The organism is Sorangium sp. So ce381 (assembly GCF_051473845.1).
GTDB lineage: Bacteria > Myxococcota_A > Polyangia > Polyangiales > Polyangiaceae > Sorangium > Sorangium atrum.
Window position 1 is genome coordinate 4,833,830 of sequence record NZ_CP150336.1, and the last position, 24,643, is coordinate 4,858,472.

Sequence of the window (24,643 nt, forward strand, 5' to 3'; positions counted from 1 at the left end):
TGTCGGCCCCGGCTCGCGATCGCAAGGGTCGCAAGCCGTATGCCAGGCCTGCGGCCCGACGCTCGCGCCACGAGCGCAGCTCAGCGCGCTGTCGAGCCGTGCGCGAACGTCGCGAACGTCGCGGACGTCGCGGAGTGTCTCAGTGTGGCAAGAATGCCGTGGGCCCGACCCAGGTTGGGCAATACCCCCGCGCGCCCGCGTCTCGCGCTGGTCCACGAGCGGGCTCTTGCCCAGGGGCAGCTCCCTCGCTGCCCCCTGGCGTCATGCCACACGTCTTGGAGGTGCAGGTCCAGGGGCAGCTCCCTCGCTGCCCCTGGCGTCAGGCCGGCCGGGGAGGGGGCCGCCGTCGACGACTCCGCCGACGGCATCGGGCCGCCCGTGGTGGACAGGTCACTTGGTGGGCACGAAACGCAGCGATGCGAGGCGCACGAGCTCGCCCTGGCCGCCCTTCACCTTCAAGTAGACCTCGTGCGTGCCCGACGTGGGCGCCACGTTGCACGTCGTCGTCTTCCACTTCTCCCAGCCGTCGGTACCGGGGAGGGCGCAGGTGCCGATCATCGAGCCGCCTGCCAGCGGATCGATCCAGACCTCCACGGTGCCGCCGGCCCCGGCGCTCGAGGCCTCCAGCGCGATCGCCTTCGACTTTACACCCCCGCTGCCGAGGTCGACGCTCCCGAACATGGCCCAATCGCCGCTCTCCAGATCACCGAGCACCGATCCCGCCGACGTGCTCGACACGACCTGGGCGCCGGACTGCTGGTCCGCCTCCGCCGCCGGGATCGGGGTGAATCCGTCACGGTAGGTGAACAGGTCGAAGTAGGCACGGCTATTGGTCGCGAACATGCCGGCCTGGTTGCCAATCCAGGTGTGAGCCATGGCATAGAACCCGTCGAGCGCGGAGATGTCGATCTCGGCGCCTACCTGGGTCCATTCGACTCCATCCGTGCTGAACCAGCCCGTGGCCTTGTGCTCGGAGCGGACCAGCTTCAGCCAGACCGCTTTCCCGGCGGGTGCGGGGACCGACGCGCCCACCACGACCGGCTCGGCGAGCTCGCTGTACGCGGCCCCCGCCTCGGCCGGGGCCTGCACCGAGCGCGACCGGAAGGAGAAGCGAATCCTGTCTTCCTCGCCCTCCATGACCCGCGCCACCGAGACGTCCATGATGGCGGGGAGCCTGAACTTCTCGCTGTCGGTCATCCACGTCGGGCAGGAAAGCACCTGCTCGTCCTGCCAGTAGCCGTTGCCCACGCGGATGCCGGCCGCGTCCCCGTCGGCCGCGGGCGTGAACTCGACCTTCGCGACCATGCTGCTCGAGTGCAGCGTGTCCTTCTGAACGGCCCACGTGGTCCCTCCGGTCCCCGGCGTGATCCGCAGCCACCCCGGGCGATCCACCACCGAGTACTTGTCCTCCGACGCGCCGTAGGTGGTCCACGCGGAGTTGATCGTGGCCGACGAGAAATCGTCGTTCACGGGCAGCAGGAAGGGCACGCCGCTCTGCGGCAGCTTGGGCGCGGACAGATCGCCCTTCTTGGTCGGGAATCGCGGGACCGGGATCGTCTTCCCGTTCACCTCTTTGTCGACCCAGGTCACCTCCAGCAGCAGCCCCTCGCGGCCAAGCCCCTGCCAGTCGCCGTTCTTCGAGGTCTTGGTGTCGTCGGTGCCCACGTTGCTGCAGTCGTACGAGTGGGCAAAGGCCCACCACGAGCCGTCCTCCAGCCCGATGGGCGACGTGATGTGCTGGACGCCGGCGTACGGCTCCTCGCCGGTAAGGACATAGCCGAGCCACGTCCAGTCCTCGGGGGTGCTGCCGACAAGCTTCTTCGACGCCCAGGCGTGCAGCTGGCCGCCGCAGGCCGTGTGCGTCGAGACGAAGTAGTAGTACCAGTCGCCGCGCTTGGCCATCGTCGGCCCTTCGGCCCACTTGCTCCAGTCAGCATTGGTGAAGTCGCCGCAGCCGCCGGTCGCCTGGTCCCAGTTGACGAAGCTCATGTCGACGCTCGACTCGGGCAGCAGCATCCCGGTCTTGGGATCGATCTCCGTGACCAGGTTGATGCCGAAGTCGTTGGGGTGCTCCGCGTCCCATTTGCACAGACCATTCTTGATGATCATGTACGTCTTGCCGCTGTCGGGATCGACGAACACCGAATTGTCGGAGCCGGTCCCTCGTTCGTACGAGGTCTCGCTGCCGGGCGGCGTGTAGGGGAAGATGTCGACCTTGGTGGGCTCCGACCACGGGCCCTCGAGGCTCGGCGCCGAGGAGAAATGCTGGGTGGCCCCGATGGAGTAATAGACCCGGTACACATCGCCGGCCTTGACGATGAAGCCGCCCCAGGTGCCCTGGCCCGGGCCGAGCTGCGCCTCCAGCGCGGGAGCGGTGGAGTGGACCACCCGGTTCATGCGCTCCCAGTGGAGGAGATCCGTCGAGTGCAGGATCTCGAAGGCGGGCATCATGTGGAAGTTCGACCCGACCAGGTAGAAGTCGTCGCCTTCCCGGTAGATGTTCATGTCCGGGTGATCGCCGGGTAGAACGGGGTTCTGGTAGGTCGTCACCTCGAAGGCCGCGTCGCCGTCGCCGCCCGCCCCACCGCCGCCGGCGTTCGGAGAGCCACCCGTGCCCCCGGAGCCGCCGTCGCCGCCGCCGTCGCCGCCCGTTCCACCGCCGTCTCCGCCCTGACCCGCGGAGCTTGTCGAGGTTGGCCCGGACGAGGTGCTCGATCCCGCCGGGCTGGGATTGGGCTCGTCCGAGCCGCACCCGATCGCGATCAATCCAACGAAAGTGATAATCCCTGCTGCATAAGAGCGCACGATGACCTCTCAGTTCCTTGTTGTGGACCCTTGAATTCCCGAGGGCTGCCGAAATGATCAATGAACGGGCACGAAAGTGCCTATCGGCGCCACACGGACCCTGGCGGAAGGAACGCCCTTCATCCCCCTCTTGTCACGCCGTACGGGCGCGTCGCTCGAAGATGCGCTGGAGCAGGCAGGCGACCAGGAGGAGCAGGCCGATGACGATCTTGGTCCACCAGGAGCTGAGCGTGCCCTCGAACATGATGAGGGTCTGGATGGTGCCGTAGATGAGCACACCGAACAGGGTGCCGACGACCGTACCATGGCCGCCGGTCAGCAGGGTCCCTCCGATGACGACGGCGGCGATGGCGTCCATCTCCATTCCGCCGGCGTGCAGCGCGTAGCCGGACACCATGTAGAACGTGAAGGCGACGCCCGCGAGCGCCGAGCAGAATCCGCTCCAGGTATAGATGAGCACCTTGGTCCGCGGCACCGGCAGGCCCATGAGCAGGGCGGATTGTTCGCTGCCGCCGATCGCATAGACCGTGCGGCCGAAGCTCGTGTAGTGGGCGATGTAGATGGCCGCGGCGAACAGCGCGAGCGCGATGACCACGTTCCAGGTGATCGAGGTGTCGAACAGGAACGGGATGCGGTGCGACGAGGCGTCGACGTAGAAACCGTTGTGGATCGTGATGGAGTCGATGCTGATGAGGTAACAGAGCCCGCGCGCAAGGAACATGCCCGCCAGGGTGACGATGAAGGGCTGCACCTTGAAGTACTGGATGACGACCCCCATGACGAGGCCGATGCCCGAGCCCATCGCCAGCACGAGCGGGATGACCACCGCAGGGCTCAAGCCGTGCTTCTCGACGAGCGACGCCGAGACCATCGTTGTCAGCGCGATGACCGAGCCGACCGAGAGGTCGATCCCGCCGGAGAGGATGACGAAGGTCATCCCGATGGCGCTGATCAAGAGAAACGCATTGTCGATGAAGAAGTTGAGGAACACCTGCAGCGAGAAGAAGCCCTTGAACAGGTACGACCCGGCCAAGAACATGAGCACGAACAGGCTGCAGGTGACCGCGAGCGGCAGGTGCCTCGGGTCGATCCGGACGGAGCGCCCGGTCGCAGTGGTGGTGCCGCTCCCTCCGGTCGCGGCGATGGTGCCGCTCCGTCCGGTCACGGCGGCGGTGTCGATCATGGTGTGACCACCCTCCTCGTCCGTTGCTTTGCGATGAGATCCCTGACCTTCTGCGATTGCACGATGGTGATCAGGAAGACGACGAGCGCCTTCACCACCAGGTTGACCTCCGGCGGCACACCGGCGGAGTAGATGGTGGTGGTGAGCGTCTGGATGATCAGGGCGCCGATGACGCTCCCCGCCAGCGTGAACTTGCCCCCGGAGAGCGACGTCCCGCCCAGGACCACGGCCAGGATGGCGTCCAGCTCGAAGAGGAGGCCCGCGTTGTTCCCGTCGGCGCTCTTGACGTTCGAGCTCACGATGAGCCCAGCGATGCCGGCGCACAGGCCGCACACGGCGTAACAGGCGAAGGTGATCGTGCGCGCGCGGATCCCGGCCAGCCGCGAGGCGACCGGGTTCACGCCGATCGCCTCGATGAACATGCCGAGCGCGGTCTTGCGGGTCAGCAGCCAGACGACGGCGCTCACGGCCGCCACGATGAACAGCGAGACCGGGATCCCCAGGAGGAAGCCGTTCCCGATGAAGTGATACGGGCTGTAGTAGATCGTGATGATCTGGCCGCCCGTGATGAGCTGGGCGATGCCTCGCCCCGTGACGAGGAGGATCAGGGTCGCGATGATCGGCTGCATGCCGAAGAGCGACACCAGCGCTCCGTTCCACATGCCGAGCGCCAGCGCCACGCCCAGCGCGCTCCAGACGACGATCGGCAGCGGAACACGCGTCGCGTCCGCCATGCCGGTCCCGCCGCTCGGCGAGAGCTCGCCGCCGATCAGCACCGCCGCGACCGCGCCGGAGATCGCCACGACCGCGCCGACGGAGATGTCGATGCCGCGGGTGGCGATCACCAGGGTGAGCCCCATGGCGATGATCATGAGCGGCGATGCGCGGTTCAGGATGTCGATGACGCTGCCGTAGAGGTGGCCGTCCTTGACCGTGATCGCGAAGAACTGCGGGTTGCTGACGAGGTTGAACAGCAGGAGGGATCCGAGCATCGCCAGCGGCCAGAACGCGTTCCCGCTGGCGAGCCGGCGCAGGGAGGCGGCGGCCGCGCTCACGGCTGACCTCCCGCGATGATCTGGTAGACCGCCTGCTCGTCGGTCTTGGCCGTGGCGAGCTCCGCCACCTTGCGCCGGTCGCGCAGGACGACGACCTGGTCGGAGTAGCGCAGCGCCTCGGCCATCTCCGAGGAGACGAGCACCACCGCCATGCCCCGGTCGCAGAGCTCCATGACCTGGCCCATGATCTCGCCCTTGGCCGCCACGTCGATGCCGCGGGTCGGCTCGTCGAGGATGAGCATGCGCGGATCGGTCACCAGCCAGCGAGCCAGGAGCGCCTTCTGCTGGTTGCCGCCGCTCAGCTTCGAGATGGGCACCTCCGCGTCGGCGGCCACGATGCCGAGCCGCTGGATGTAGCGGCGGGCGATGTCGTCCTGCTCGTCCCGGGACAGGTTGCGGAAGATGCCGCGCTTGGCCTGGAGGGCGACGATGATGTTCTCGCGCAGCGACAGGTCGCCGAGGATCCCCTCGACCTTCCGGTCCTCGGGGCAGAAGCCGAGGCCGCGCGCGATCGCGTCGAGCGGCGAGCCGATGCGCGCCGGCTCCCCGTCGATCTCGATGGATCCCTGGTCCGCCCCGTCGAGCCCGAACAGGAGCCGCACCGTCTCCGTCTTCCCGGCGCCCAGGAGGCCCGCGAGGCCGAGCGCTTCGCCGCGCTGCACATCGAGATCGACGTCGCTGACCGAGCCCTTCTTGCCGAGCCCTCGCGCCCTCAACAGGGGCGCTTGCCCGCTCGCCGACGTCGCCTCCCGCGCGCGCTCGGCCCGGGTCGGGCCGTCCTCCGCGACCTCGCGCCCGACCATCCGCGTGACGAGCTCCATGCGCGTCAGCTCGGCGGCCGGAGTCTCGCTGACCAGCTGACCGTTCCTCAGGACCGTGATCCGGTCGGAGATCTCGAACACCTGATCGAGGAAGTGCGAGATGAACAGGATCGCCATCCCCTGCGCCTTGAGGCGCTGGATGACCGAGAAGAGCGTCTTCACCTCGTCCTCGGCCAGGCTCGAGGTCGGCTCGTCGAGGACGAGGATCTTCGCCCGGGCGCAGAGCGCGCGGGCGATCGCGACGATCTGCTGCACGGCGATGGAGACGGTCGAGAGCGGCGCGGTGACGTCGACGTGGATGTTGAGGTCCGAGAGCAGGGCGCTCGCCTTCCGGCGCATCTCCCCCCACCGGATCGCGAACACGCCCGCATCCTCGCGCCCGAGGAAGATGTTCTCGGCCACGGAGAGGTTGGGGCAGAGGTTCACCTCCTGGAACACGGCGCTGATGCCGAGCGCCTGCGCGTCCTGGGGGCTCGAGGGCCGGATCTCCCGGCCCTCGAGCAGGATCTGCCCATCATCCGGGGGGTGGACGCCGGTCAGGACCTTGACCAGCGTCGATTTGCCCGCGCCGTTCTGCCCCATGAGGGTGTGCACCTCCCCGGGCAGCATCCGAAAATCGACGGAAGAGAGCGCCTGTACGCCAGGAAATCCCTTGGAGATCCGCTTCATCTCGAGCACGGGCACGGCTCCGCTCTGCATCGCTCACGTCCTCCCCGGCGGCCTCCGCGTCGCCACCGTCACGCGCTCAGTACTTGCGCTTCGGGAACTCCTGGGCGGCGGTCTCCATCGGGAAGACGCCCTCCTCGGTGACGATGCGCTTCGGCAGCTGCTTGCCAGCCACCAGGTCCTTCACAGCGCTCATCAGCTGCGGCCCGAGGAGGGGGCTGCACTCGACCGTCACGTTCAGCTTGCCGGCCATCATCGCCTCGAACGCGCCCTTCACCGCGTCGATCGAGATGATGAGGATGTCCTTGCCGGGCTTGAGCCCCGCCTCCTCGATGGCCTGGATCGCGCCGATCGCCATGTCGTCGTTGTGGGCGTAGAGGACGTTGATGTTCTTGCCCTCCGCCTTGAGGAACGCCTCCATGACCTCCTTGCCCTTGGCGCGCGTGAAGTCGCCCGTCTGGGAGCGGAGGATCTTGAACTGGGGCTTGTCCTTGATGATCTCCTCGAACCCCTTCTTGCGATCGATCGCGGGGGCCGAGCCGACGGTGCCCTGCAGCTCGACGATGTTGATCGGGTCCTTCTGGTCCTTCGTCTTCTCGACCAGCCACTTCGCCGCGCGGCGGCCCTCCTCGACGAAGTCCGACCCCATGAAGCTGACCCAGAGGGTGTCGTCCTTCGTATCCACGGCGCGATCGGTCAGGATGACGGGGATCTTGGCCTCCTTGGCCTCGCGCAGGACGGGCTCCCAGCCGGTCTCGACCACGGGCGAGAAGGCGATGACGTCGACCTTCTGTGCGATGAACGACCGGATGGCCTTGATCTGGTTCTCCTGCTTCTGCTGCGCGTCGGAGAGCTTGAGGTCGATCCCGGCCGCCTTGGCGGACTCCTCGATCGACTTGGTGTTCGCCGTCCGCCACTCGCTCTCCGCGCCGATCTGGGAGAACCCGAGCGTGATCTGCTTATTTTCCTTTTGACAGCCCGGCCCGACCACGATCAGCGCCAGCCCTGCCAGCGCCATCATCCCCGTGGTGACAAAGTTTCGCCTCTTCATCGCGCAGCTCGTCTCCTCTCGTCCGTCGCCTCGTCCCATGAGGCACCTCGCTCATCCTCGCCGTCGTCCCCCGACGTACGGCGTCACTTCTGCCCGTAGTACGCCTTTTTCCCGTGCTTCCGGTCGAAGTGCTTGCGCACGAGCGCGTCGGGCAGGCGAGCGGCGCCCGGGTGGATCGTGCGGGTGATGAACGCCATCCTCGCGATCTCCTCGAGCACCGCCGCATTGTACACCGCCTTCTCGGCGTCCTCTCCCCACGCGAACGGGCCGTGTCCCGCCACCAGCACCATGGGTGTGTGAAGCGGGTTACGATCCCTGAAGCACTCGATGATCTGCTTCCCCGTCTCCGTCTCGTAGTCGCCCTCCACGGCGTCCGGCCGCATCACCTCGGTGCAGGGTACGTCCTCGGCCAGGTGATCCGCGTGCGTCGTACCGTAGATCGGAATCGGCATGCCTGTCTGCGCCCAACCGGTCGCGTAGGTCGAGTGCGTGTGCACCACGCCACCCAGCCCGCGGAAGCTCGCGTAGAGGACGATATGCGTCCTGGTGTCCGAGGAGGGGCGGAGGCGTCCCTCCACCACCTTCCCCTCCAGATCGACCACGACCATGTCGTCGGCCGACAGCCGATCGTAAGGGACGCCGCTGGGCTTGATCGCCAGGACGCCCCTGTCGCGATCGAACGCCGAGACGTTGCCGAACGTGTAGATCGCGAGCCCCCGGCGCGGGATCTCCATGTTCGCCGTGAAGGCGCGCTCGCGCAGCTCTCGATAGATCGCGCTCACGTCATGGCCTCAGTGCGCCAGCCGGTAGGCGAGATCGTTCCAGCGGAGCTCGTTCTTGAGCGCGCGGATCTCGGTCCCTTCGCCGATGCGGACCAGCTCCACGCCGGCGATGGAGGCGAAGTCCTCCACGTGCGCCATCGTCACGGCGCGGCTGTAGGCGCAGTGATGGGCGCCTCCAGCCAGGATCCACGCCTCGCAGGCGAGCCTGAAATCGGGCTTCGGGATCCACACCGCGCGCGCCACGGGCAGCTTCGGCATCGCCCTCTCGGGCGGCACCGACTCGAGCTCGTTGGCGACGATCCGCATGCGGCCGCCCATGTCGATCATGGCAACGTTCACAGCGGGCCCGGCGCCGGCGTCGAAGACGAGCCGGCACGGGTCCCCCTTGCCGCCGATCGAGAGCGGGTGGATCTCCAGCGACGGCCTGCCGGAGGAGATCGAGGGACAGATCTCCAGCATGTGGGCGCCGAGGACGCGCTCTTGCCCCGGGACCAGGTGATACGTGTAGTCCTCCATGAAGGAGACGCCGCCGCGCAGGCCCGTCGCCATGACCTTCAGGGCGCGGACCAGGCCGCAGGACTTCCAGTCGCCCTCCGCCCCGAAGCCGTAGCCGTCGGCCATGAGCCGCTGCACCGCGAGGCCGGGGAGCTGCTTGAGCCCGTGAAGATCCTCGAAGGTGGTGGTGAAGCCGCCGAAGCCGCCCTCCTTCAGGAAGGAGCGCATCGCCGCTTCCTGCCGCGCCGCGTACCGCAGGTCGCCGTGGCGATCTCCGCCCCTCCTCAGGGCGGGGGCGATGGTGTACGCCTCGTCGTACTCCGCCACGAGGCGATCGACCTCGCGCTCGTCGACGTCGGCGATGCGCCCCACGAGATCGCCCACGCCATAGCCGTTCACCGACCAGCCGAACTTGACCTGCGCCTCGACGCGGTCGCCGCCGGTGACGGCCACCTCTCTCATGTTCATGCCGCCGAAGCGCGCGATCTTGAGCCGCCGCCCGTCGAGGATGGCGCAGGCGGCGCGCGCCCAGATGTCGAGCTTCGCGAGGACGTCGCCGTCCGTCCAGTGGCCGACGATGACCCTCCGGTCGATGCGCAGGCGAGCGCCGATGTACCCGAACTCGCGGTCCCCGTGGGCCGACTGGTTCAGGTTCATGAAGTCCATATCGATGCTGTCCCAGGGCAGCTCGCGGCCGTACTGCGTGTGCAGGTGCGCGATCGGCTTCTCCAGGCGCTTGAGCCCCGCGATCCACATCTTCGCGGGCGAGAACGTGTGCATCCACGTGATCACGCCGGCGCACCGCGGCGACGCGTTGGCCTCGCGACAGACGGCGAGGATCGCCTCGGAGCTCTTGAGCGTCGGCTTCCAGACGACCCTGACCGGGAGCTTGCCCGAGGCGTCGAGGGACGCGGCGATCTCCCGCGCGTGTTCGGCGACCTGCTTCAGCGCATCCTCACCGTAGAGGTCTTGACTGCCGGTCAAGAACCACACTTCGAAGCCTTCTCGAAGATCCTGCATCGCGATCCCGCTCATTGCGTCAACTCCCTCTCCACGAACGATCCCAGCGCGACATAATCCCGGTACAGCGCGTCATAGAGCCTGGCGCGCTCGGGATCCGGCAGATACCGGGCCTCGGTCCCAGACGACATCGCGCGCTGCGCGTCCTCGACCGTGGCGTGCAGGCCGGCGGCGGTCGCGGCGAACATCGCCGCGCCCAGCGCGACCGGCTGCTCGCCGGCGCGGACCTCGACGGTCATGTCGAGCACGTCCGAGAGGACCTGCATGGTGAGGGGGCTCTTTCGCGCGACGCCGCCGACACCGATGATGCCGTCGATGCGGAGCCCCTCGGATCGGAAGCGCTCGACGATGGCGCGCGATCCGAACGCGATCCCCTCTACGAGCGCGCGGTAGATCCGCGGGGCGTCCGTGCCCAGATCGAGGCCGACGATGGCGCCCTTGAGCCGCTGGTCCGCGTCCGGGGTCCTGCGCCCGTTCAGCCAGTCGAGCGCCAGCACGGAGCTCCGCGCCGGCGGGATCTCCGAGGCCGCCCGCTCCAGCTCGGGGATGATCCGCTCGATCGCCGCATCGGCGAGCGTCACGTCGGCCAGCGTCGTCCGGAGCGAATGGCCCTCGCCGGGCAGGGCAGGGAGGATGGCGAGGAGCGGCCAGCTAAGGAGCTGCTTGAACCAGGCGAAGACGTCGCCGAACGCGGACTGCCCTGCTTCGTAGCCGACCGCGCCCGGGAGGATCGAGCCGTCGACCTGGCCGCAGATCCCGGCGACGAGGACCTCCGGCGCGCCGGTCTTCGGGATGACGAGCATATCGCACGTGCTCGTGCCCATGACCTTGAGCAGGCGGTTCGGCTGGATGTTGCCGCCGACCGCGCCCATGTGCGCGTCGAAGGCGCCGACGGCGACGACGACGTTGTCCGGGATACCGAGCGTCGCGGCCCACCCGGGCGAGATCGTCCCGAAGGGCACGTCCGCGGTCCAGGTCTGCGAGCCGAGGGTGGCCTTGATGGCGGGCAGGCGCGGATTGAGCCTCGCCAGGAACTCGTTCGAGGGATAGCCGTCGAACTCCGGGTGCCACATCGCCTTGTGCCCGGCGGCGCAGCGGCTCCGGCGGATCTGCCTGAGGTCGTCGGTGCCGGTCAGGACGGCGGGGATCCAGTCGCAGTGCTCCAGGACGGTGACCGCCGCGCGCGCGACCGCCGGATTGGTCTCGATGACGTGGAGCGCCTTGGCCCAGAACCACTCGGACGAGTACACGCCGCCTTCGTACTTCGTGTAGTCCACGCCGCCCCAGGTCCGGGCGACGCTGTTGATCCGCGCCGCCTCGGCCACCGCGGTGTGGTCCTTCCAGAGGATGAACATCGCGTCCGGGTCCTCCTCGAAGCCAGGGCAGAGCGAGAGAGGTCTGCCCTTCGCGTTGGCCAGGACCGGCGTGGATCCGGTGGTGTCGACCGCGATCCCGCGCACCTGCGCGGCGACGTCCCTGCCCGCCTGGTCCAGCGCCGCGCGGATGGACGCCTCCATGGCATGCAGGTAGTCGAGCGGATGCTGGCGGAACCGGTGCGCGCGCGCGTCGCAATAGAGGCCCTGCGCCCAGCGCGGGTAGGGCGCGACCGAGGCCCCCGCGAGCTCGCCGTTCCGCGCGTCCGCGACGACCGCGCGCACGGAGTCGGTGCCGAAATCGATCCCGATGACGAATGTTCCCTTGAGCATGACGACCCGTTGGCCGGGCGAAGCCAGTTAAGGATGTGCCCCGCGTTAAATGTGAACGTTCACAACGTGGCTGTCAATCATAATCTACTGGAACGCGACGCTTCCAAGGTCCCGGAGGATGAACCAGGCTGCAACTCTCCTCTCGTGCGGTTAGGACGGGGAGGGGAGGATGGGCCGCTGGCTGGAGCGAGCACGACCACGGCCACGACCACGACCACGGCCACGACCACGACCACGACCACGACCACGACCACGACCACGACCACGACCACGACCACGACCACGACCACGACCACGACCGACGTGAACGTTCACGTGGTGAACGATGGTGGGGTGGAGGGGGGCGTGACCTGCGCGTGACCGAAGGAGCTTGGCTGATGCCTCGGGGGACGCGGGTCAGCTGCCTTCGAGGCAGATCCTGCGAACGAAGCGCCTGACGGTCGAGGCGCGATGCTCGGCGTAGTAGCCCTCCGCCGCCGCTCTCGACGACTCGCCCGGCGCGGCGAGGCAGTCTGCGATGATCTCGTAGCCGTCCTGGAGATGGTTCGGGTCGCCGGGATGCGTGCGACGATATTCGTGCACGAGCTCACGCATGCGCGCGCCGTTCCGCGCGCTCATCGCGTCGTTCAGCAGCCCGATCAGGCCGTTCTCATGCTGTATCTCGACGTGGCGCTGCGTGATGGGGTGGGGGTGGGCGGGGCCTTCGTGTCGGTCGTCGGGGCTCGGCCCGATGACGGGCAGGTCGTCGATCGCCGCGGCGAGCGTGGTGCTGCCGGTCGACGCCAGCGGTTCGTTCGTCCCATGGCGCGACGTCGCCTCGCGCGGCGCCTCCTCTCGCGACGCCTCCTGCCGCGAGGAAGGTAGCCGTCGAGCGTCGGGCTCTCGGGAGCGATGCACGAGGTAGAGCGCGGCGCCGAGGAGCAGCAGCGCGGCGACGGACGCGCGCCTGCGCGCCGACCTCACGGGATCGTCACGGTCCACGTCACCGTCTCTTGCGAGCGGGGCCAGTTGTCGCGACCCCAGCAGGGATCGTAGTAACGAGGATCGGTCGAGGGAGGAGGGTCGAGGCACTCGCCGCTGCGGTAGCGCACCAGCTCGTCGCCGGCGTTGTCGTAGGCCTTGGCGACGATGGTGTGGGTGCCCGAAGCGAGGCCCGCCGCGGCGACGTTGTAGACGGGGCCGCCGTCCGTCGCGATCACCTCGCCGTCGAGCGTCCAGTCCACGCTGATGACGTCGGGATCGATCACGTCGAGCGCGAGCGTCTCCGGATCCGTGACGGCCCCTGCGGGCGGATCGGCGGAGTCGATCGGCCTGACGCGCATCCAGATGTCCATGATCATCTTCTCGCGCGAGACCGGATTGAAGCTCGTGTTCTTGTTGTCTCCGAACAGGCTGTTCATCATCGAGTTCGAGGACGGGCGGTACTGCCCGCCGTCGACGTAGCGGCTGCCGATGAACGTGCCCTGCACGCCCGTGGCGTCGACGGCGTCGTACTCCAGCCACTTGTCCCATTTGCCCGCCGTCGTCGCGCAGTTGCCCGTGCTGTTCACCTCGACGTACTCCGTGCCGCTGCCGCTGCACGTGTTCGCGCCGCACGCGGAGCCCGTCGCCTTGGCGCAATACTCGTCGGCGAGCTGATGGAAGCCGTGGCCACCTTCGTGCAGGGCAGCTCCGGCGGCCTCCTCATGCCTGCCGGACCAGAGCATCCAGGCCGAGCCCGTGTTCCACCAGCGATCGTTGTTCAACACGATGGCGTGCCAGTCGACCTCGAAGTCCTCGGGGAGGTTCGCCTTGAGCGCCTGATCCGCCTTGCGGGTGTCGCACTCTGCGAGGCGGCTCTCGTCGTCGCCCGTGCAGCCGAGCGCTCCAGGGATGCCGTTCGAGGGGCTCACCAGCTTGACGGCGCAGATGTTGACGAACTTGCGATACCTGCCGTACGGCTCGCCGATCGGGCTGCTGAACCGCTTGGCCATCGCCTCCTCGATGTGCTCGATGTACGTGGTGTTCACGGTCGTGGCGTCGTAGCCGTCGCCCACGATGACGTAGTTGACGCGGTTTTCAGGCGGCCCCGCGCTCTCGATGGCCACGCCGTTCGCGCCGCAGTCGAGCACGTAAGCGGGGCCGCCTCCTCCTGTGCCGCCGGGCACGAAGCTCCCCCCGGCGCCCGTGCCGGTGGACCCGCTCTGTGCTGCGCCGCCCGCGCCGCCTGCGCCGCCCGAGCCCGGAGCTCCGCTGCCTGTTGCTCCGCCGCTGGCAGAGCCGCCAGACGCAGAGGTGCCGCTCGCCGACGTGCCGCCGCCGTCGGTCGTCGCCGCGGGGCTGTCCGGTGCCTCGCTGCAGGCGCAGAGCGCCACCAAGCTCAAGGCGTGCAGGTTGCAGATCGACTTCGTCCTCTTCACCTCACGACCCCTCGCAGGCGGCGTCTACGCGCGGCTCGGCTCTACCGTATCCGATCTCCGAGGCCCACGGTCACCCGAACAGCCCCTCGATCGCCGAGGTCCGCTGGTCCTTGTCCCCCATCACGAGATCCGGTGCCCCGAAGGAGGCCGCGATCGCCATCCACAGGTCGTTGGTGGAGCGGCCGCCGCGGTTGCCGTTGTTCCACACCTGCCCGCCGCGCAGCTTGGTTCCCTCGCCGCCGAACAGCACCCACGCCATCTTGTCCCAGTTGTGATGCCGCGTGCCGACCTCCGTGATGTACGGGACCAGCGTGGTGTCGAGCAGCGTCCCGCCGGTCACGTCCTTGGTCTCCGCGAGCTCCTTCAGGAAGCCGGCGACGTAGCCGGCGTAGAACTCTTCCACCCGCGTGAGGAACTCGAGCGTGTCGGGCGTATCGGGATCGTGGCTCGTTGTGTGGTGCACCTTGAAGATGGAGGAGTTGGGGGGCCACAGCTCGCCGAAGCTCACGTGGTTCGTGCCAGGGGACCACTGGAACGTGACCACGCGCGTCAGGTCGCAGCGGAACGCGGCCTTGATCACGGCGAAGTGGAGCGCGCCGATGCGCGCGTGCTTCACGTCGTCGCGCTCCGAGACGACGTGCGAGCCGCCGTAGGGATCGATGTGCCCGCTCACCTGGATGACCTCGGGCTCCTGGGGCATACCGCAGGTCGCGGGATCCCTCGGGTCCGCGTCGAACTCCGCCTCCACCTCGCGGATGGCGGCGGCGTGCCCCTCCAGCGCCTCTCGCTGGGAGCTCGGCGCGAGGCTCTGAAGGCGCTTCAGGTCCTTCATCGCGAAGTCCAGCACGCTCTTCTTCTGCAGGCGCGCCCGCGCCAGCGCATCCAGGTTGTCGTTCGTCGGGCCGCCAGGCATCAGCGTGCCGAACACCCGCCGGTACACCTCTTGCGGCTGGTAGTAGGGCGTCATCGGCGCCCGCGCGCCCGAATAGGACATGTGGCGGGTCGACACCTCGGGCGTGTCGGCGCGGTTGTCGCAGGACACCTGGAGCGACGCGATGGGCGTGCCCTGGAGCTCGGCCGACTGCTTCACGAGCAGCTGGTCGATGCTCGGCGCCTCGGCCATCGGATCGTCGCCGCCGTTGCCCGGGTACAGCTGCTTGGTCCGCGTCCCCGTGCACATCAGCACCGTCCCGCGCTCGTGGCCGCCGCCGACGGACCCCTCGTGCGGCAGCTTCAGGTCGCGCATCACGACCATCCGAGACTTCATGGCCTCGAACGGGGTCAGGATGCGGGAGAGCGTGAAGTTGGTCCCGTTGCCTTGCGGCCAGTAGTTCTCGTACACGGTGCCCACGGGGCGCTGCACGATCAGCAGGCGCCTCGGGGGCGCCGCGCCCTCCGCGGCCGACTCGAGGCCCTTGAGCACCGTGACGAGACCCGCGGCGGCGCCGATGCCTTGCAGGAAGCGGCGGCGAGACCATCCATAAGAAAGGTTGTAGCCCACGGTCATTCCTCCTTGGCGCGCTCGGTCAGCGCGGGCGACGTCACGATGCCTTTCACGACGTTGGCAAGCGTCCGCTGGCCCTCTGGCAGCGCATTGATCACGCGTCCGACCTGACAGTCGCGGACCCCGAGCGTCTCATCGTCCGTGCCGTAGGTCAGCAGGTGCCGCGTGATGCAGGCGGCGAACCCGTCGTTCTGCGCGACGGCCTCGGCGAACTCGACGGCGCTCGTGTAGCTCCCCGCGACCTCGGCGATGTTGCCCAGGTTGACGCGCGCGTCGATCGGCTCCCCATCGAGGGTGTCGCGGTACCGGCCGATCGGATCGTAGTTCTCGAGCAGCAGGCCGAACGCGTCGAACTGGGCGTGACACGCGGCGCAGGTGGAGTTCGCGGCGCGCGCGTCGGCGCGCTCGCGCTCGGTCATGTCGGCCTCGAGCAGCTCCTTGATCGCGTCCGAGAGCGACTCCGGGGGCGACGGGATCTTCCCGAGGCAGAGCAGGGCGCCGCGCACGAAGAGCCCTCGCGCCACCACGCTCGTGTTGTCGGTCCGGGCCAGCGCCGCGAGCAGGCCGGGCTGCGTGAGGATCCCGGCGCGCTCGTCGGCCGGCAGCTCGGCCTTGGTGAACTCCTCCGGGCTCGATCCCGTGTGCTCCACGCCGTAGACCTTCGCGAGCACGGCGTTCACGAACGTCTCCCTCGTGGTGAGCAGCTCCGACACGTCCGCTCCGCGGTTCCACAGGAGGTCGTCCACGAGCAGCTCGGTCTCGTGGAACATGCTCGCCTGGAGCGCGGGGGTGTACTCGGGGAAGAGCCCTGGATCCTTCACCGTGCCGAAGAGGTTGCTGAGCCCCCACGCCGCGATCAGCGTGGTGTTCAGGCTGCTGCGCGTCTCGGGCTTCTGGAGGAGGCGCTCGGCCTGGCGCGCCAGCTCCTCCGGATCGTTCAGGGCCCCGGAGTCGGCGGCGGCGGCGAGCTCCTCGTCCGGCAGGCTGTCCGTCAAGAAGAACGAGAGCTCGCTCGCGACCTCGTGCGCGGCGAGCTTCACCACGTCGCCGTCCGCGTCGCCGCCGAGCTCGGTGCGGTAGGAGAACGAGGGGGACGCGATGAGCGCCTCGAGCGCGAGCGAGACGCCCCGCTCGTAGCTCGTCTCCTTCCCGAGCGCATAGACCGACCACAGGTTGTCGAGCTCCGCCTGCTCCACGGGCCGGCGGAACGCCCGTTGCGCGAACTTCGTCAGGAACGTCTTGGCGCAGGCGTCGTCTCCGTCGGCGGCGCACCCCGTCACCTGCTCGAAGCGCCCCGAGATGCTCTCGGCCGCGTAGGCAGCCCTCGCGAGCCGCGTATGCACAAGGGAGGTCCCCACGACAAGGCCCTTCTTGGCAAACGGCTTCGTCCGCGCGTCCGGCGCCTGCTCCGCCTCGATGGCCTCGTCCCCCAGGAGACCGCGGATGGCGTTGATGAACTGCAGGTCGGCGAGCAGCACGACCCGTCGTTCGAGCCGCGGGTTGCACACGGCGTCTCCGCCGCCCGAGGAGCTCGTGCCGCCGCCCGTCGGGTTCGCGCCGGCGCCCGAGGAGACGCCCGAGGAGCTCGAGTTGCCGCCGATATCACCCACGCACCCTGCAACGAGGAGCGAAGTGCACGCGGCCGCTCGCAGCAGCCGGGAGGCCGCCCCGCTGTGAGTGAATGTTTCCACCTTCCATCGATCACACGCGGCGTTCGGGCCGCTATCGTGAGTGGAAGATTTCATGGCTCCTGCTGCGCGACCTCGGCCATCGAGCCACCTCGGCGCTTTGCGGGGCGCGCGCCCCAAGGCGGTGGCCAATAAAGAAGATAATTTCACACGATCCCTCCTGTGAGTCCGCCCTTGTGTGAAAAAGTGCCTTGCTGACGTCCGGGGCTGCGCTAGATGATCTGGCGCCGCACCGCGTAACACCTTCACGAACCGCCGCTGCCGCGCGGGCCGACCCTGGTTGGCCATGGCGTGTGAGGCGAGCGCACGGCGCAGCAGGTCAGACCCGCCGCCTCTCCCCGCGCTGACATCGATGACGAATGCCCCGCTGCATAGACGTACGACGACGACCTAGCGGGCGCAATGCCTAAGGGTGTTCCCCGAATTGTGAGCGTTCACATCTCTCGTGTCAACTGGAATCGGCTGGTGTCCCAACGATTTCTGAACCGGTTGAGTACGAGCGCCAGCGGCGTTCCTCCGAAGCCCGCCCTGCAGGGGAGGAGGGGCCGGGCTGTGGAGCTGATCGACGGGGCCACGCCTGCCGGCGGCGGCCGGCATGCCGTTCGCATAGGCCAGATGTGAGAGCCGGCGTGAAATCTGCGGGATCGATCGTGGGCCCACCGGGAATGGCTTCTACGACGACGAACAGCGTCGGTGCCGCGCTCGATCCCGATGGCGACGATCCCAGGCGCGCACCCGTCCAGTGACGCGAAAGCCGAGTGAAATGAAGAACTCCGACCAGTATGTGAACGCTCACACTGAAGAACTCCGTTCCAATCGACCGGTCCGCGACTATCCTCTCGCGCCGATGGCTGACAAATCTCTTCCGGAGCGCCGCGTCAAAAGGGGCGGCGGGCGACGGGCGGCGGTCATGGTCGACGTGGCCAAGCTCGCTGGCGTCTCGTATCAGACGGTCTCGCGGGTCCTGCACGACAGCCCCCACGTGCGCCGCGACACGAGAGAGCGGGTGCTGGATGCGATCCGGCAGCTCGACTACCGGCCGAGCTCGGTGGCGCAGGCGCTCGTCACCGGCCGGTCGCGGACGCTCGGTGTGGTCAGCTTCGACACGACGCTCTACGGTCCGGCGTCGACGCTCCTGGGGCTCGAGGAGGCGGCGCACGACGCGGGTTATGGCGTGAGCATCGCCAGCTTGAAGTCGTTCAGCCGAGCGCCGGTGCTGGAGGCCGTGCAGCGGCTGCGCGACCAGGGGGCCGACGGCATCGTCGTGATCGCCCCGCAGCGGTCGGCGGTAGATGCGCTGCGGCACGTCACCTCCGATGTGCCGGTGGTCGCGGTCGAGGGCGGTCCGGACGACTCGGTGCCGGTGGTCGCGGTCGACCAGCACGAGGGCGCCGCGTCCGCGACCCGCCACCTGCTCGATCTGGGCCACAAGACCGTGTGGCACATCGCCGGCCCGACCGACTGGCTCGAGGCCGACCAGCGCATCGACGGCTGGCGCTCGGCGCTGCAGGCGGCCGGCGCCGAGATCCCGCCGCTCCTGCGGGGCGACTGGAGCGCGCGCTCCGGCTACGAGCTCGCCCCGCAGCTGACGCGCACGCCGGGCGTGACGGCCGTGTTCGTGGCCAACGACCAGATGGCGCTCGGCCTCCTCCGCTTCCTCCACGAGAGCGGGCGCGAGACGCCGCGGGACATCAGCATCGTCGGCTTCGACGACATCCCGGAGGCGGCCTACTTCACGCCGCCGCTCACCACGGTCCGCCAGGACTTCTCCGAGCTGGGGCGCCGGTGCCTCCACGTCCTGCTCGGGCAGATCGAGAGCGGCCAGCGCTCGTGGTCGCGGGTCGTGGTCGAGACCGAGCTCGTTGTGCGCAAGAGCACGGCCGTCCCCCGGCGCCGCTGAGACCGCTCTACCGTACCGGCTCCGTGATGTGTTCACGGACCGGGCCGTCAGCGGGCAAGCCAGGGATAACGAGCTGGGCTGCCGCTCGAAGCGCAAAGTTGCTTCATGATTGCAACATGCGCTGTCGATGCACGTTTCCTCTCAGCTGGGAAGTTGAGATGTAGCAGGCTTCGCGCGCGTGTCGTGATCACTTCCAGGCGTGGCGGGAATCATCCGTCGCGAGTTGCACGGCGTGCGTATCGCTGAGCGTGGGCGCTGCCGTTCTTGCCGCCGCCCCTCGGCTTTCCCGCTCCCAGCTTCACCAACGACAATCGTCCGACTTGCGGAACTCCAACATGAACAAGAAGCGTTCTTCTCGATTGCTGTGCAGCACGGCCTGGATCGCGCTCGGAATGGCGACCCTCTTTGGATGCGCGGATGGGGGCGAGGGGGTTGACGACGGCGTGGGCGGCTCGGGCGGAGCGGGGAGCACCGGCACCAGCGCCGGCGTCAGCACGAGCTCCAGCAACAGCACGAACAGCAGCTCCGGCGCCGGCACGACGGCCGGCGTCGGCCCTGCCACCAGCAGCGGCTCGGGCGACTCCGCGCCGACCGGCGCCACCTCCGGCGGCGCGACCACGGGGGTCGGCGGCGGGGACGCTTCGACCAGCGCGTCCACCAGCGCGTCCACCAGCGCGTCCACGGGGGCCGGCGGAGCCGAGCCCGAGGGGAAGTTCGTCGGCAACATCACGACGAGCGGCGCCGTGCGCGACGGCTTCGCGAAGTACTGGAACCAGATCACGCCCGAGAACGAGGGCAAGTGGGGCTCCGTCGAGAGCAGCCGCGGGAACAAGAACTGGAGCTCGCTCGACAGGACCTACAAGTACGCGCAGGACAACAAGATCATCTTCAAGCACCACGTCTTCGTGTGGGGCAGCCAGCAACCCTCCTGGGTCGGGAGCCTCTCGCCGGACGAGCAGAAGAAGGCCGTGCGGAGCTGGATGGAGGAGTTCTGCAAGCGCTACCCGGACACGAAGTACATCGACGTCGTCAACGAGCCGCCGCCCCACACCACGCCCTCGTACACGGCCGGCCTCGGCGGCAACGGCGCCAGCGGCTGGGACTGGATCGTCAACGCCTTCAAGTGGGCTCGCGAGTTCTGCCCGAACGCCAAGCTCATCCTCAACGACTACAACAACATCGAGTACGAGAACGAGCACAGGCACTTCAAGGACATCGCGAAGAAGGTGATCGACGCGGGCGCCCCGGTCGACGCCCTCGGCGCGCAGGCGCACGACGCATTCAAGATCAACACCAACACGGTCAAGGGGTACATCGACTCGCTCGCCGAGCTCGGCAAGCCCGTGTACATCACCGAGTACGACATCGGTGAAACGAACGACAGCAGGCAGAAGCAGATCATGGAGGAGCAGTTCACCATGTTCTGGAATCACCCCAAGATCCCGGGGATCACCCTGTGGGGTTACATCGTCGGCAAGACGTGGAGGAACGGCACCGGCCTCCAGCAGGAGAACGGCACCATGCGGCCGGCCATGCAGTGGCTGATGGACTTCCTGGATCGTGGTGGTTGACGGGGAGCCGACGCGCTGAGCTGGACGAGCTCCCTCGACCGAAGGAGCTCGGGCGCGCCTGCATCTCGCACGGGTGCCGGCGCGCTCTCTCCAGGTCTGCGTCCGTCTCTCTGGCCTGGAGCGGGGGGTAGATTCGTTTGATACGGGCTCGGGCGCCAGGCAGGCGAGTGAGGCGTAGCCACTCGCCGGCTGCGCACCGGGAGACGATCAGCTGGCCGGCGCGTCGTCGCGAAGAGCCGTGTCGGCCAGCGAGCGTCGGCGATCACTGGGGCACTTGGAGCACGTCCTCGCAGGTGAAGTCGACGCCCAGGGAGACCTCGACGTCGGCCTGGACAACGGCGCAGGTATCGTCGCAGAGGATGATCGCCGTCGGGTTCGCAGGCTCGTCGTAGCGCCATGTGCCTGCGGCCGAGCAGGCCTGATCGTACGTGAGCGTCGTCGGCGTGTTGCTCGCGGCGCTCGTGTAGGTCACGTTGACCTTTTGCTTGTCGAAGCTCCTCCCGTCGGGCGCCGGCGGGATCGGGATCGTGCACGAGACGGCGGCGCCGCGGATCTTATCGATCGCGGTCTTGAACGCGGCCGCCGTCTGCGCGGGGTCGCCGGTGTTCAGCATCGACGCCTCTCCCGTGCCGCCCGCAGCCGCGATCTCGTGCAGGTTGGTGAGGCTGGGCGGCGCGCCTTCCCCCTGCGGACTGTCGACCCCGATCACGAAGGTCGAGATGTTGTTGGAGAGTGCGGCCTCGACGTTGCTCACGACGTCCGCGAGCGCGTTGCCGCCTTGCCGGCATCCCTCCGGATAGCCGTCGGTCACGAGCACGATCGCATATTTCCCGGGGTTCTGCTGGCGCTGCGCTTCGATGTAAGCGACGATGCCTTCGACCGCGAATGCCGTCGGCGTGCTGGTGCGCCACGAGAGCCTTTCGCTGATCTCCGGCTCGATGACATCGATCGCCGCGCCGAACGCCGGGGAGGGAAGCGGCGTCATCGGTACGTTCGGCGTCGAGTAGCCGGTGGCCTGGCACGCCTGGGTCGCCTGAGCCGAGCCCGGGAAGAACGTGAGCGACGCCCTGAAGCCTTCGGACGCGGGATCCAGGAAGAACTGCTTCGTCGCGGCCACGACGGGATCCCACTTGAGGTCCTTCCTGCGCCACTCCACGTCGCTCGCTGTCATGCTGGCCGATACGTCGAACGCGAACACGAGGTACACCTGTTGAAACCCGGCCTGGGACGACTGGGTGGCGCACGCCTCCCCCGCGCCCGTCGAGCCCCCGCTGCTGCTGCCGGTCGTGCCGGAGCTCCCGCTCGAGCCCACGCCGCTTCCGCCGAAGGTGTCGTCGATGCCGGTGCCGGTGCTGCTGCTGGTGCCGGAGCCGGAGCCGGAGCCGGAGCTGTTGCCGGCGCCGGTGCTGCTCTGCGAGCCAGCGCTGTCCCCGCTGCCATCGTTGGCCCCTCCGCACCCCGCGCCGATCAAAGCCGCCATTGGCAATGCAATGGCTATCCTAGGCAATCTCATGAGCCGACTCCTTCTCGAACGCGTGCCAGCACGGTCCGCGGGCACGAAGTTAGTTAGCGACGTGAGGTCTCCAGAGGCGGAAATTTCCAGTGCATGCCTCGCCGGAGCCCCGGGATCGACGACGAGTATAGTCGATGACGCTGATCTTTGCGCGGGATACGGTCTGAAAAGACGCAGCGTCGAGTCGCGACCTCATCGGGATGTCAGAAATGTCGCCGTAGCTCTTTGCGGTGGAGGTCTTCATCGTGCAGCGACGCTGCACGCGCTGGTCGCTATGAGCAGCTCGCGTGCGATCCGGTCGTCCGCTGGAAAATCGACCACACCCAAAGATTCATCCACGTGGCGAATTGCCCCGATCGCGCTGCGGCGAGCTGGGAGAGAACTCGAGCGCAAAGTACACAGAGAATACCGAGGAGGTGCCGATCGGAGAGGGCCTCTGGAAGACCGCTGGACCGGTCAAGCTGCACCGGTACCTCGTCGATACCGAGCAATGTGGAACGATGTCCGAGGTCGTGCTCCCGGAAGACGGGGTGGACGTGATCATGGGGTTGAGGCTGAAGGTCGAGTCCGGCGGCATCACGGAGGCCGAGGCCATCATCACGCGGGATGGCGATTGGCTGTTCGACGCCCAGGGGTACCTCGACTCGAAGGATCAGACGTGGGACGTCTTGCCTGAAGAACAGCGCAGCACGCGGGAACAGCTGCTCGCCGCGGCCAAGGCCTACTTCGACGTCTTCAGCGACAAGTCGGTGAAGCCGCCGTTCGGCGAGGGCTGCGAGCGCCTGGAGGGCGGCCAGGCGACGGCTCCGTGTCCCGTCGGGATCCCGGATGGCGTCACCATCGGCAACCGGCGCTACCTCGCGGACGTGGAGGCTTCCGTCTCGGTGGGCATCGTGCTCTTCGGCGGCGAGCGCTCCGGGCTGCTCGACGCGCACTTCTTCCGGCTGATCGACGGCACGATTCGCAACGTCCACAGCATGACCGTGAACAGCACGTTCACGACGACGGGTTGGCCCGAGGCGCCTTGAGCGCCAGCTCATCTCGCCGAGCGAGGAGCGCGGGGCCGAGGCTCGGAGCCCGGTGTGGCGCGCGCGCTGGCTCCTGTGCCGTCGCGGGGGCGACGAGGGAGGACCCACCGGGTCGGCTCGACCTGGCCGCCTCCCTCCTGCACGGCGAGGTCGACAAGCGCGGCCATCCTCCTCGCCACATCCGTGAAGGTGTCCTCGGCCTCGGGATCCTGCGGAAGCCGGTCCGGCAGGGTGGGGCGCGTGCGGTGGATATGATAACGGTCGGAGAGGCGCGCGCCAGGGAAGGCGCGGCGCAGCTCGTCCATCCCGCCGATGAGCGCGACGAGCGAGCCCATGGTCGCCGTGCCGTTGTCGGAGTCCCAGCCGGACAGGGTGCCGATCTGTACGGTGCGCCGGAAGCTCCCCTCACCGAACAGGAGGGCCAGCGTCGCGGTCGCCAGGTTGATCGCGGATTCCGTGTACCCCCGATAGACGAATCCGTACGCCGAGGCCCGCTCCTGGTAGCGATCCGCAATGGCATCGCGGACGCGCTCCCAGTCGGCGCGATCGCTGGTCGATAGATAGGCGGACAGCACGAAGTCGATGACATCGGCTGCCTTGGACTCGTCCGGCAGGTAGCTCCTGGCCTCACGGACGATGCGCACGATCTCCTGTCGCCGCGGCTTCTCCAGATCGACTGTCGCCGCGAGCGAGAAGAGGAGAACATGGAACTGCGCGGCGTGCGCGGCGTGATCGCGCGCGGTGGTCCGTATGGGGAGGTCGGCGATCCGCAGTGCCAGCCCCGGCATGCCGGGCGCGAGGGCGCCGAAGATCTCCGTGGTGAGCTGGGCGTCGATCTGGAGCGCGTCCGGATTGAGCGCTGGATCGCTCGTCGCGGGGGGCAGCACGCCGCGCTCGAGGAGATCGCGCGCCCTGCGGTTGGAGACCCAGATGAAATCGTTGATGTGCGCGCGCCATCCGTCCCGGATTTGCTCGGGGGAGAGGAAGAGCGTCCCCGCCTCGGTCATGAGGTGGAGATAGACATACTCGATGTCGGTGTCATCGTCGGCCGGGCAGGGGTCGAGGAGGACGAAGTCGATCGGCGCCCCGTCGCGCCCCAGGGGCTTTCCCCAGTCAGCATCGGTGAAGAAGGGGCGCTGGATGCGGACGCCCTCCGTGCGAAGCCCCGTCCAGTTGGCGATGCACGCGCCAATCCACATCGCGCGGAGCCGCTCGGCGTATGCCGCGCGATCGAGCTGGATGCGCGATCTCGGGGACATTCCCGGGGCGTCCCGTTGCTCCAGGGGAGCGGCGAGCGCGCAGCGCGGCGCGTCGCCGGCGCCCGCGAGCGGCGATAGAGAGAGGAGCGCGAGCAGGAGCCCGCGCGCGCATGCGCGGGGCCCGATGCTGGGCAAGCCTTCGACAGGGCGTCGATCGCAGCGGGTGCGCATGAATTACCCCCTCGAGCGTGCGAACG

At 68.3% G+C, this 24,643-nt stretch carries 18 protein-coding genes; 4 read left to right on the top strand and 14 right to left on the bottom strand.

The window, feature by feature from the left end:
- Positions 1–390: 390 nt before the first annotated feature.
- The 8 genes from WMF29_RS18115 to WMF29_RS18150 form a co-directional block, all read right to left on the bottom strand.
- Positions 391–2,805, bottom strand: a complete 2,415-nt coding sequence (locus WMF29_RS18115; protein ID WP_437330037.1) for a family 43 glycosylhydrolase — start codon at positions 2,803–2,805, stop codon at positions 391–393.
- Between the two features lie 133 nt (positions 2,806–2,938).
- On the bottom strand, positions 2,939–3,988 hold the full coding sequence (gene yjfF, locus WMF29_RS18120) for a galactofuranose ABC transporter, permease protein YjfF (protein WP_437330038.1): 1,050 nt from the start codon (positions 3,986–3,988) through the stop codon (positions 2,939–2,941).
- Positions 3,985–5,043, bottom strand: coding sequence for an ABC transporter permease (locus tag WMF29_RS18125; RefSeq protein WP_437330039.1), 1,059 nt, complete (start codon positions 5,041–5,043; stop codon positions 3,985–3,987). Before WMF29_RS18125 ends, yjfF begins: the two co-directional genes overlap by 4 nt.
- Complete coding sequence (locus WMF29_RS18130; protein ID WP_437330040.1) at positions 5,040–6,563, bottom strand: sugar ABC transporter ATP-binding protein; 1,524 nt, start codon at positions 6,561–6,563, stop codon at positions 5,040–5,042. The genes WMF29_RS18125 and WMF29_RS18130 overlap by 4 nt, the downstream gene beginning before the upstream one ends.
- A 46-nt stretch (positions 6,564–6,609) precedes the next feature.
- Positions 6,610–7,581, bottom strand: a complete 972-nt coding sequence (locus WMF29_RS18135) for an ABC transporter substrate-binding protein (RefSeq protein WP_272098593.1) — start codon at positions 7,579–7,581, stop codon at positions 6,610–6,612.
- An 83-nt stretch (positions 7,582–7,664) separates the two neighbouring features.
- Entirely contained in the window at positions 7,665–8,363 is a 699-nt protein-coding gene (locus WMF29_RS18140) for an L-ribulose-5-phosphate 4-epimerase (RefSeq protein WP_437330041.1), read from the bottom strand.
- A gap of 9 nt (positions 8,364–8,372) precedes the next feature.
- Positions 8,373–9,878 carry an L-arabinose isomerase gene (gene araA, locus WMF29_RS18145; RefSeq protein WP_437331135.1) on the bottom strand — a complete coding sequence of 502 codons (1,506 nt, stop codon included), beginning with the start codon at positions 9,876–9,878 and terminating at the stop codon, positions 8,373–8,375.
- Positions 9,879–9,889: 11 nt separating this feature from the next.
- Positions 9,890–11,584, bottom strand: coding sequence for a ribulokinase (locus tag WMF29_RS18150; RefSeq protein ID WP_437330042.1), 1,695 nt, complete (start codon positions 11,582–11,584; stop codon positions 9,890–9,892).
- A 144-nt stretch (positions 11,585–11,728) separates the two neighbouring features.
- Here WMF29_RS18150 and WMF29_RS18155 point away from each other — a divergent pair, with 144 nt between their 5' ends.
- Entirely contained in the window at positions 11,729–11,944 is a 216-nt protein-coding gene (locus tag WMF29_RS18155; protein WP_437330043.1) for a hypothetical protein, read from the top strand.
- A gap of 36 nt (positions 11,945–11,980) precedes the next feature.
- Here the strand turns inward: WMF29_RS18155 and WMF29_RS18160 are convergent, their stop codons facing one another.
- The 4 genes from WMF29_RS18160 to WMF29_RS18175 form a co-directional block, all read right to left on the bottom strand.
- Positions 11,981–12,565, bottom strand: coding sequence for a hypothetical protein (locus WMF29_RS18160; protein WP_437330044.1), 585 nt, complete (start codon positions 12,563–12,565; stop codon positions 11,981–11,983).
- Positions 12,544–13,983, bottom strand: coding sequence for a M64 family metallopeptidase (locus tag WMF29_RS18165; RefSeq protein ID WP_437330045.1), 1,440 nt, complete (start codon positions 13,981–13,983; stop codon positions 12,544–12,546). Before WMF29_RS18165 ends, WMF29_RS18160 begins: the two co-directional genes overlap by 22 nt.
- 70 nt (positions 13,984–14,053) lie before the next feature.
- Positions 14,054–15,490, bottom strand: a complete 1,437-nt coding sequence (locus WMF29_RS18170) for a DUF1552 domain-containing protein (protein WP_437330046.1) — start codon at positions 15,488–15,490, stop codon at positions 14,054–14,056.
- Entirely contained in the window at positions 15,487–17,097 is a 1,611-nt protein-coding gene (locus tag WMF29_RS18175) for a DUF1592 domain-containing protein (RefSeq protein WP_437330047.1), read from the bottom strand. The genes WMF29_RS18170 and WMF29_RS18175 overlap by 4 nt, the downstream gene beginning before the upstream one ends.
- Positions 17,098–18,022: 925 nt before the next feature.
- Here WMF29_RS18175 and WMF29_RS18180 point away from each other — a divergent pair.
- Both WMF29_RS18180 and WMF29_RS18185 read left to right on the top strand, forming a co-directional pair.
- A complete protein-coding gene (locus WMF29_RS18180; RefSeq protein ID WP_437330048.1) occupies positions 18,023–19,075 on the top strand; it encodes a LacI family DNA-binding transcriptional regulator in 1,053 nt (350 codons plus the stop codon).
- A 335-nt stretch (positions 19,076–19,410) separates the two neighbouring features.
- Positions 19,411–20,646, top strand: coding sequence for an endo-1,4-beta-xylanase (locus WMF29_RS18185; RefSeq protein ID WP_437330049.1), 1,236 nt, complete (start codon positions 19,411–19,413; stop codon positions 20,644–20,646).
- Between the two features lie 262 nt (positions 20,647–20,908).
- Here WMF29_RS18185 and WMF29_RS18190 read toward each other — a convergent pair whose 3' ends face one another.
- Positions 20,909–22,126, bottom strand: coding sequence for a vWA domain-containing protein (locus tag WMF29_RS18190; protein WP_437330050.1), 1,218 nt, complete (start codon positions 22,124–22,126; stop codon positions 20,909–20,911).
- Positions 22,127–22,575: 449 nt separating this feature from the next.
- Between WMF29_RS18190 and WMF29_RS18195 the strand changes: the two genes are divergently transcribed.
- Positions 22,576–23,187: a hypothetical protein gene (locus tag WMF29_RS18195; RefSeq protein ID WP_437330051.1), complete on the top strand. Its 612-nt coding sequence runs from the start codon at positions 22,576–22,578 to the stop codon at positions 23,185–23,187.
- Positions 23,188–23,195: 8 nt separating this feature from the next.
- On the opposite strand, the gene WMF29_RS18200 is transcribed toward WMF29_RS18195, so the two are convergent.
- A complete protein-coding gene (locus WMF29_RS18200) occupies positions 23,196–24,617 on the bottom strand; it encodes an ADP-ribosylglycohydrolase family protein (RefSeq protein WP_437330052.1) in 1,422 nt (473 codons plus the stop codon).
- Between the last annotated feature and the right edge of the window lie 26 nt (positions 24,618–24,643).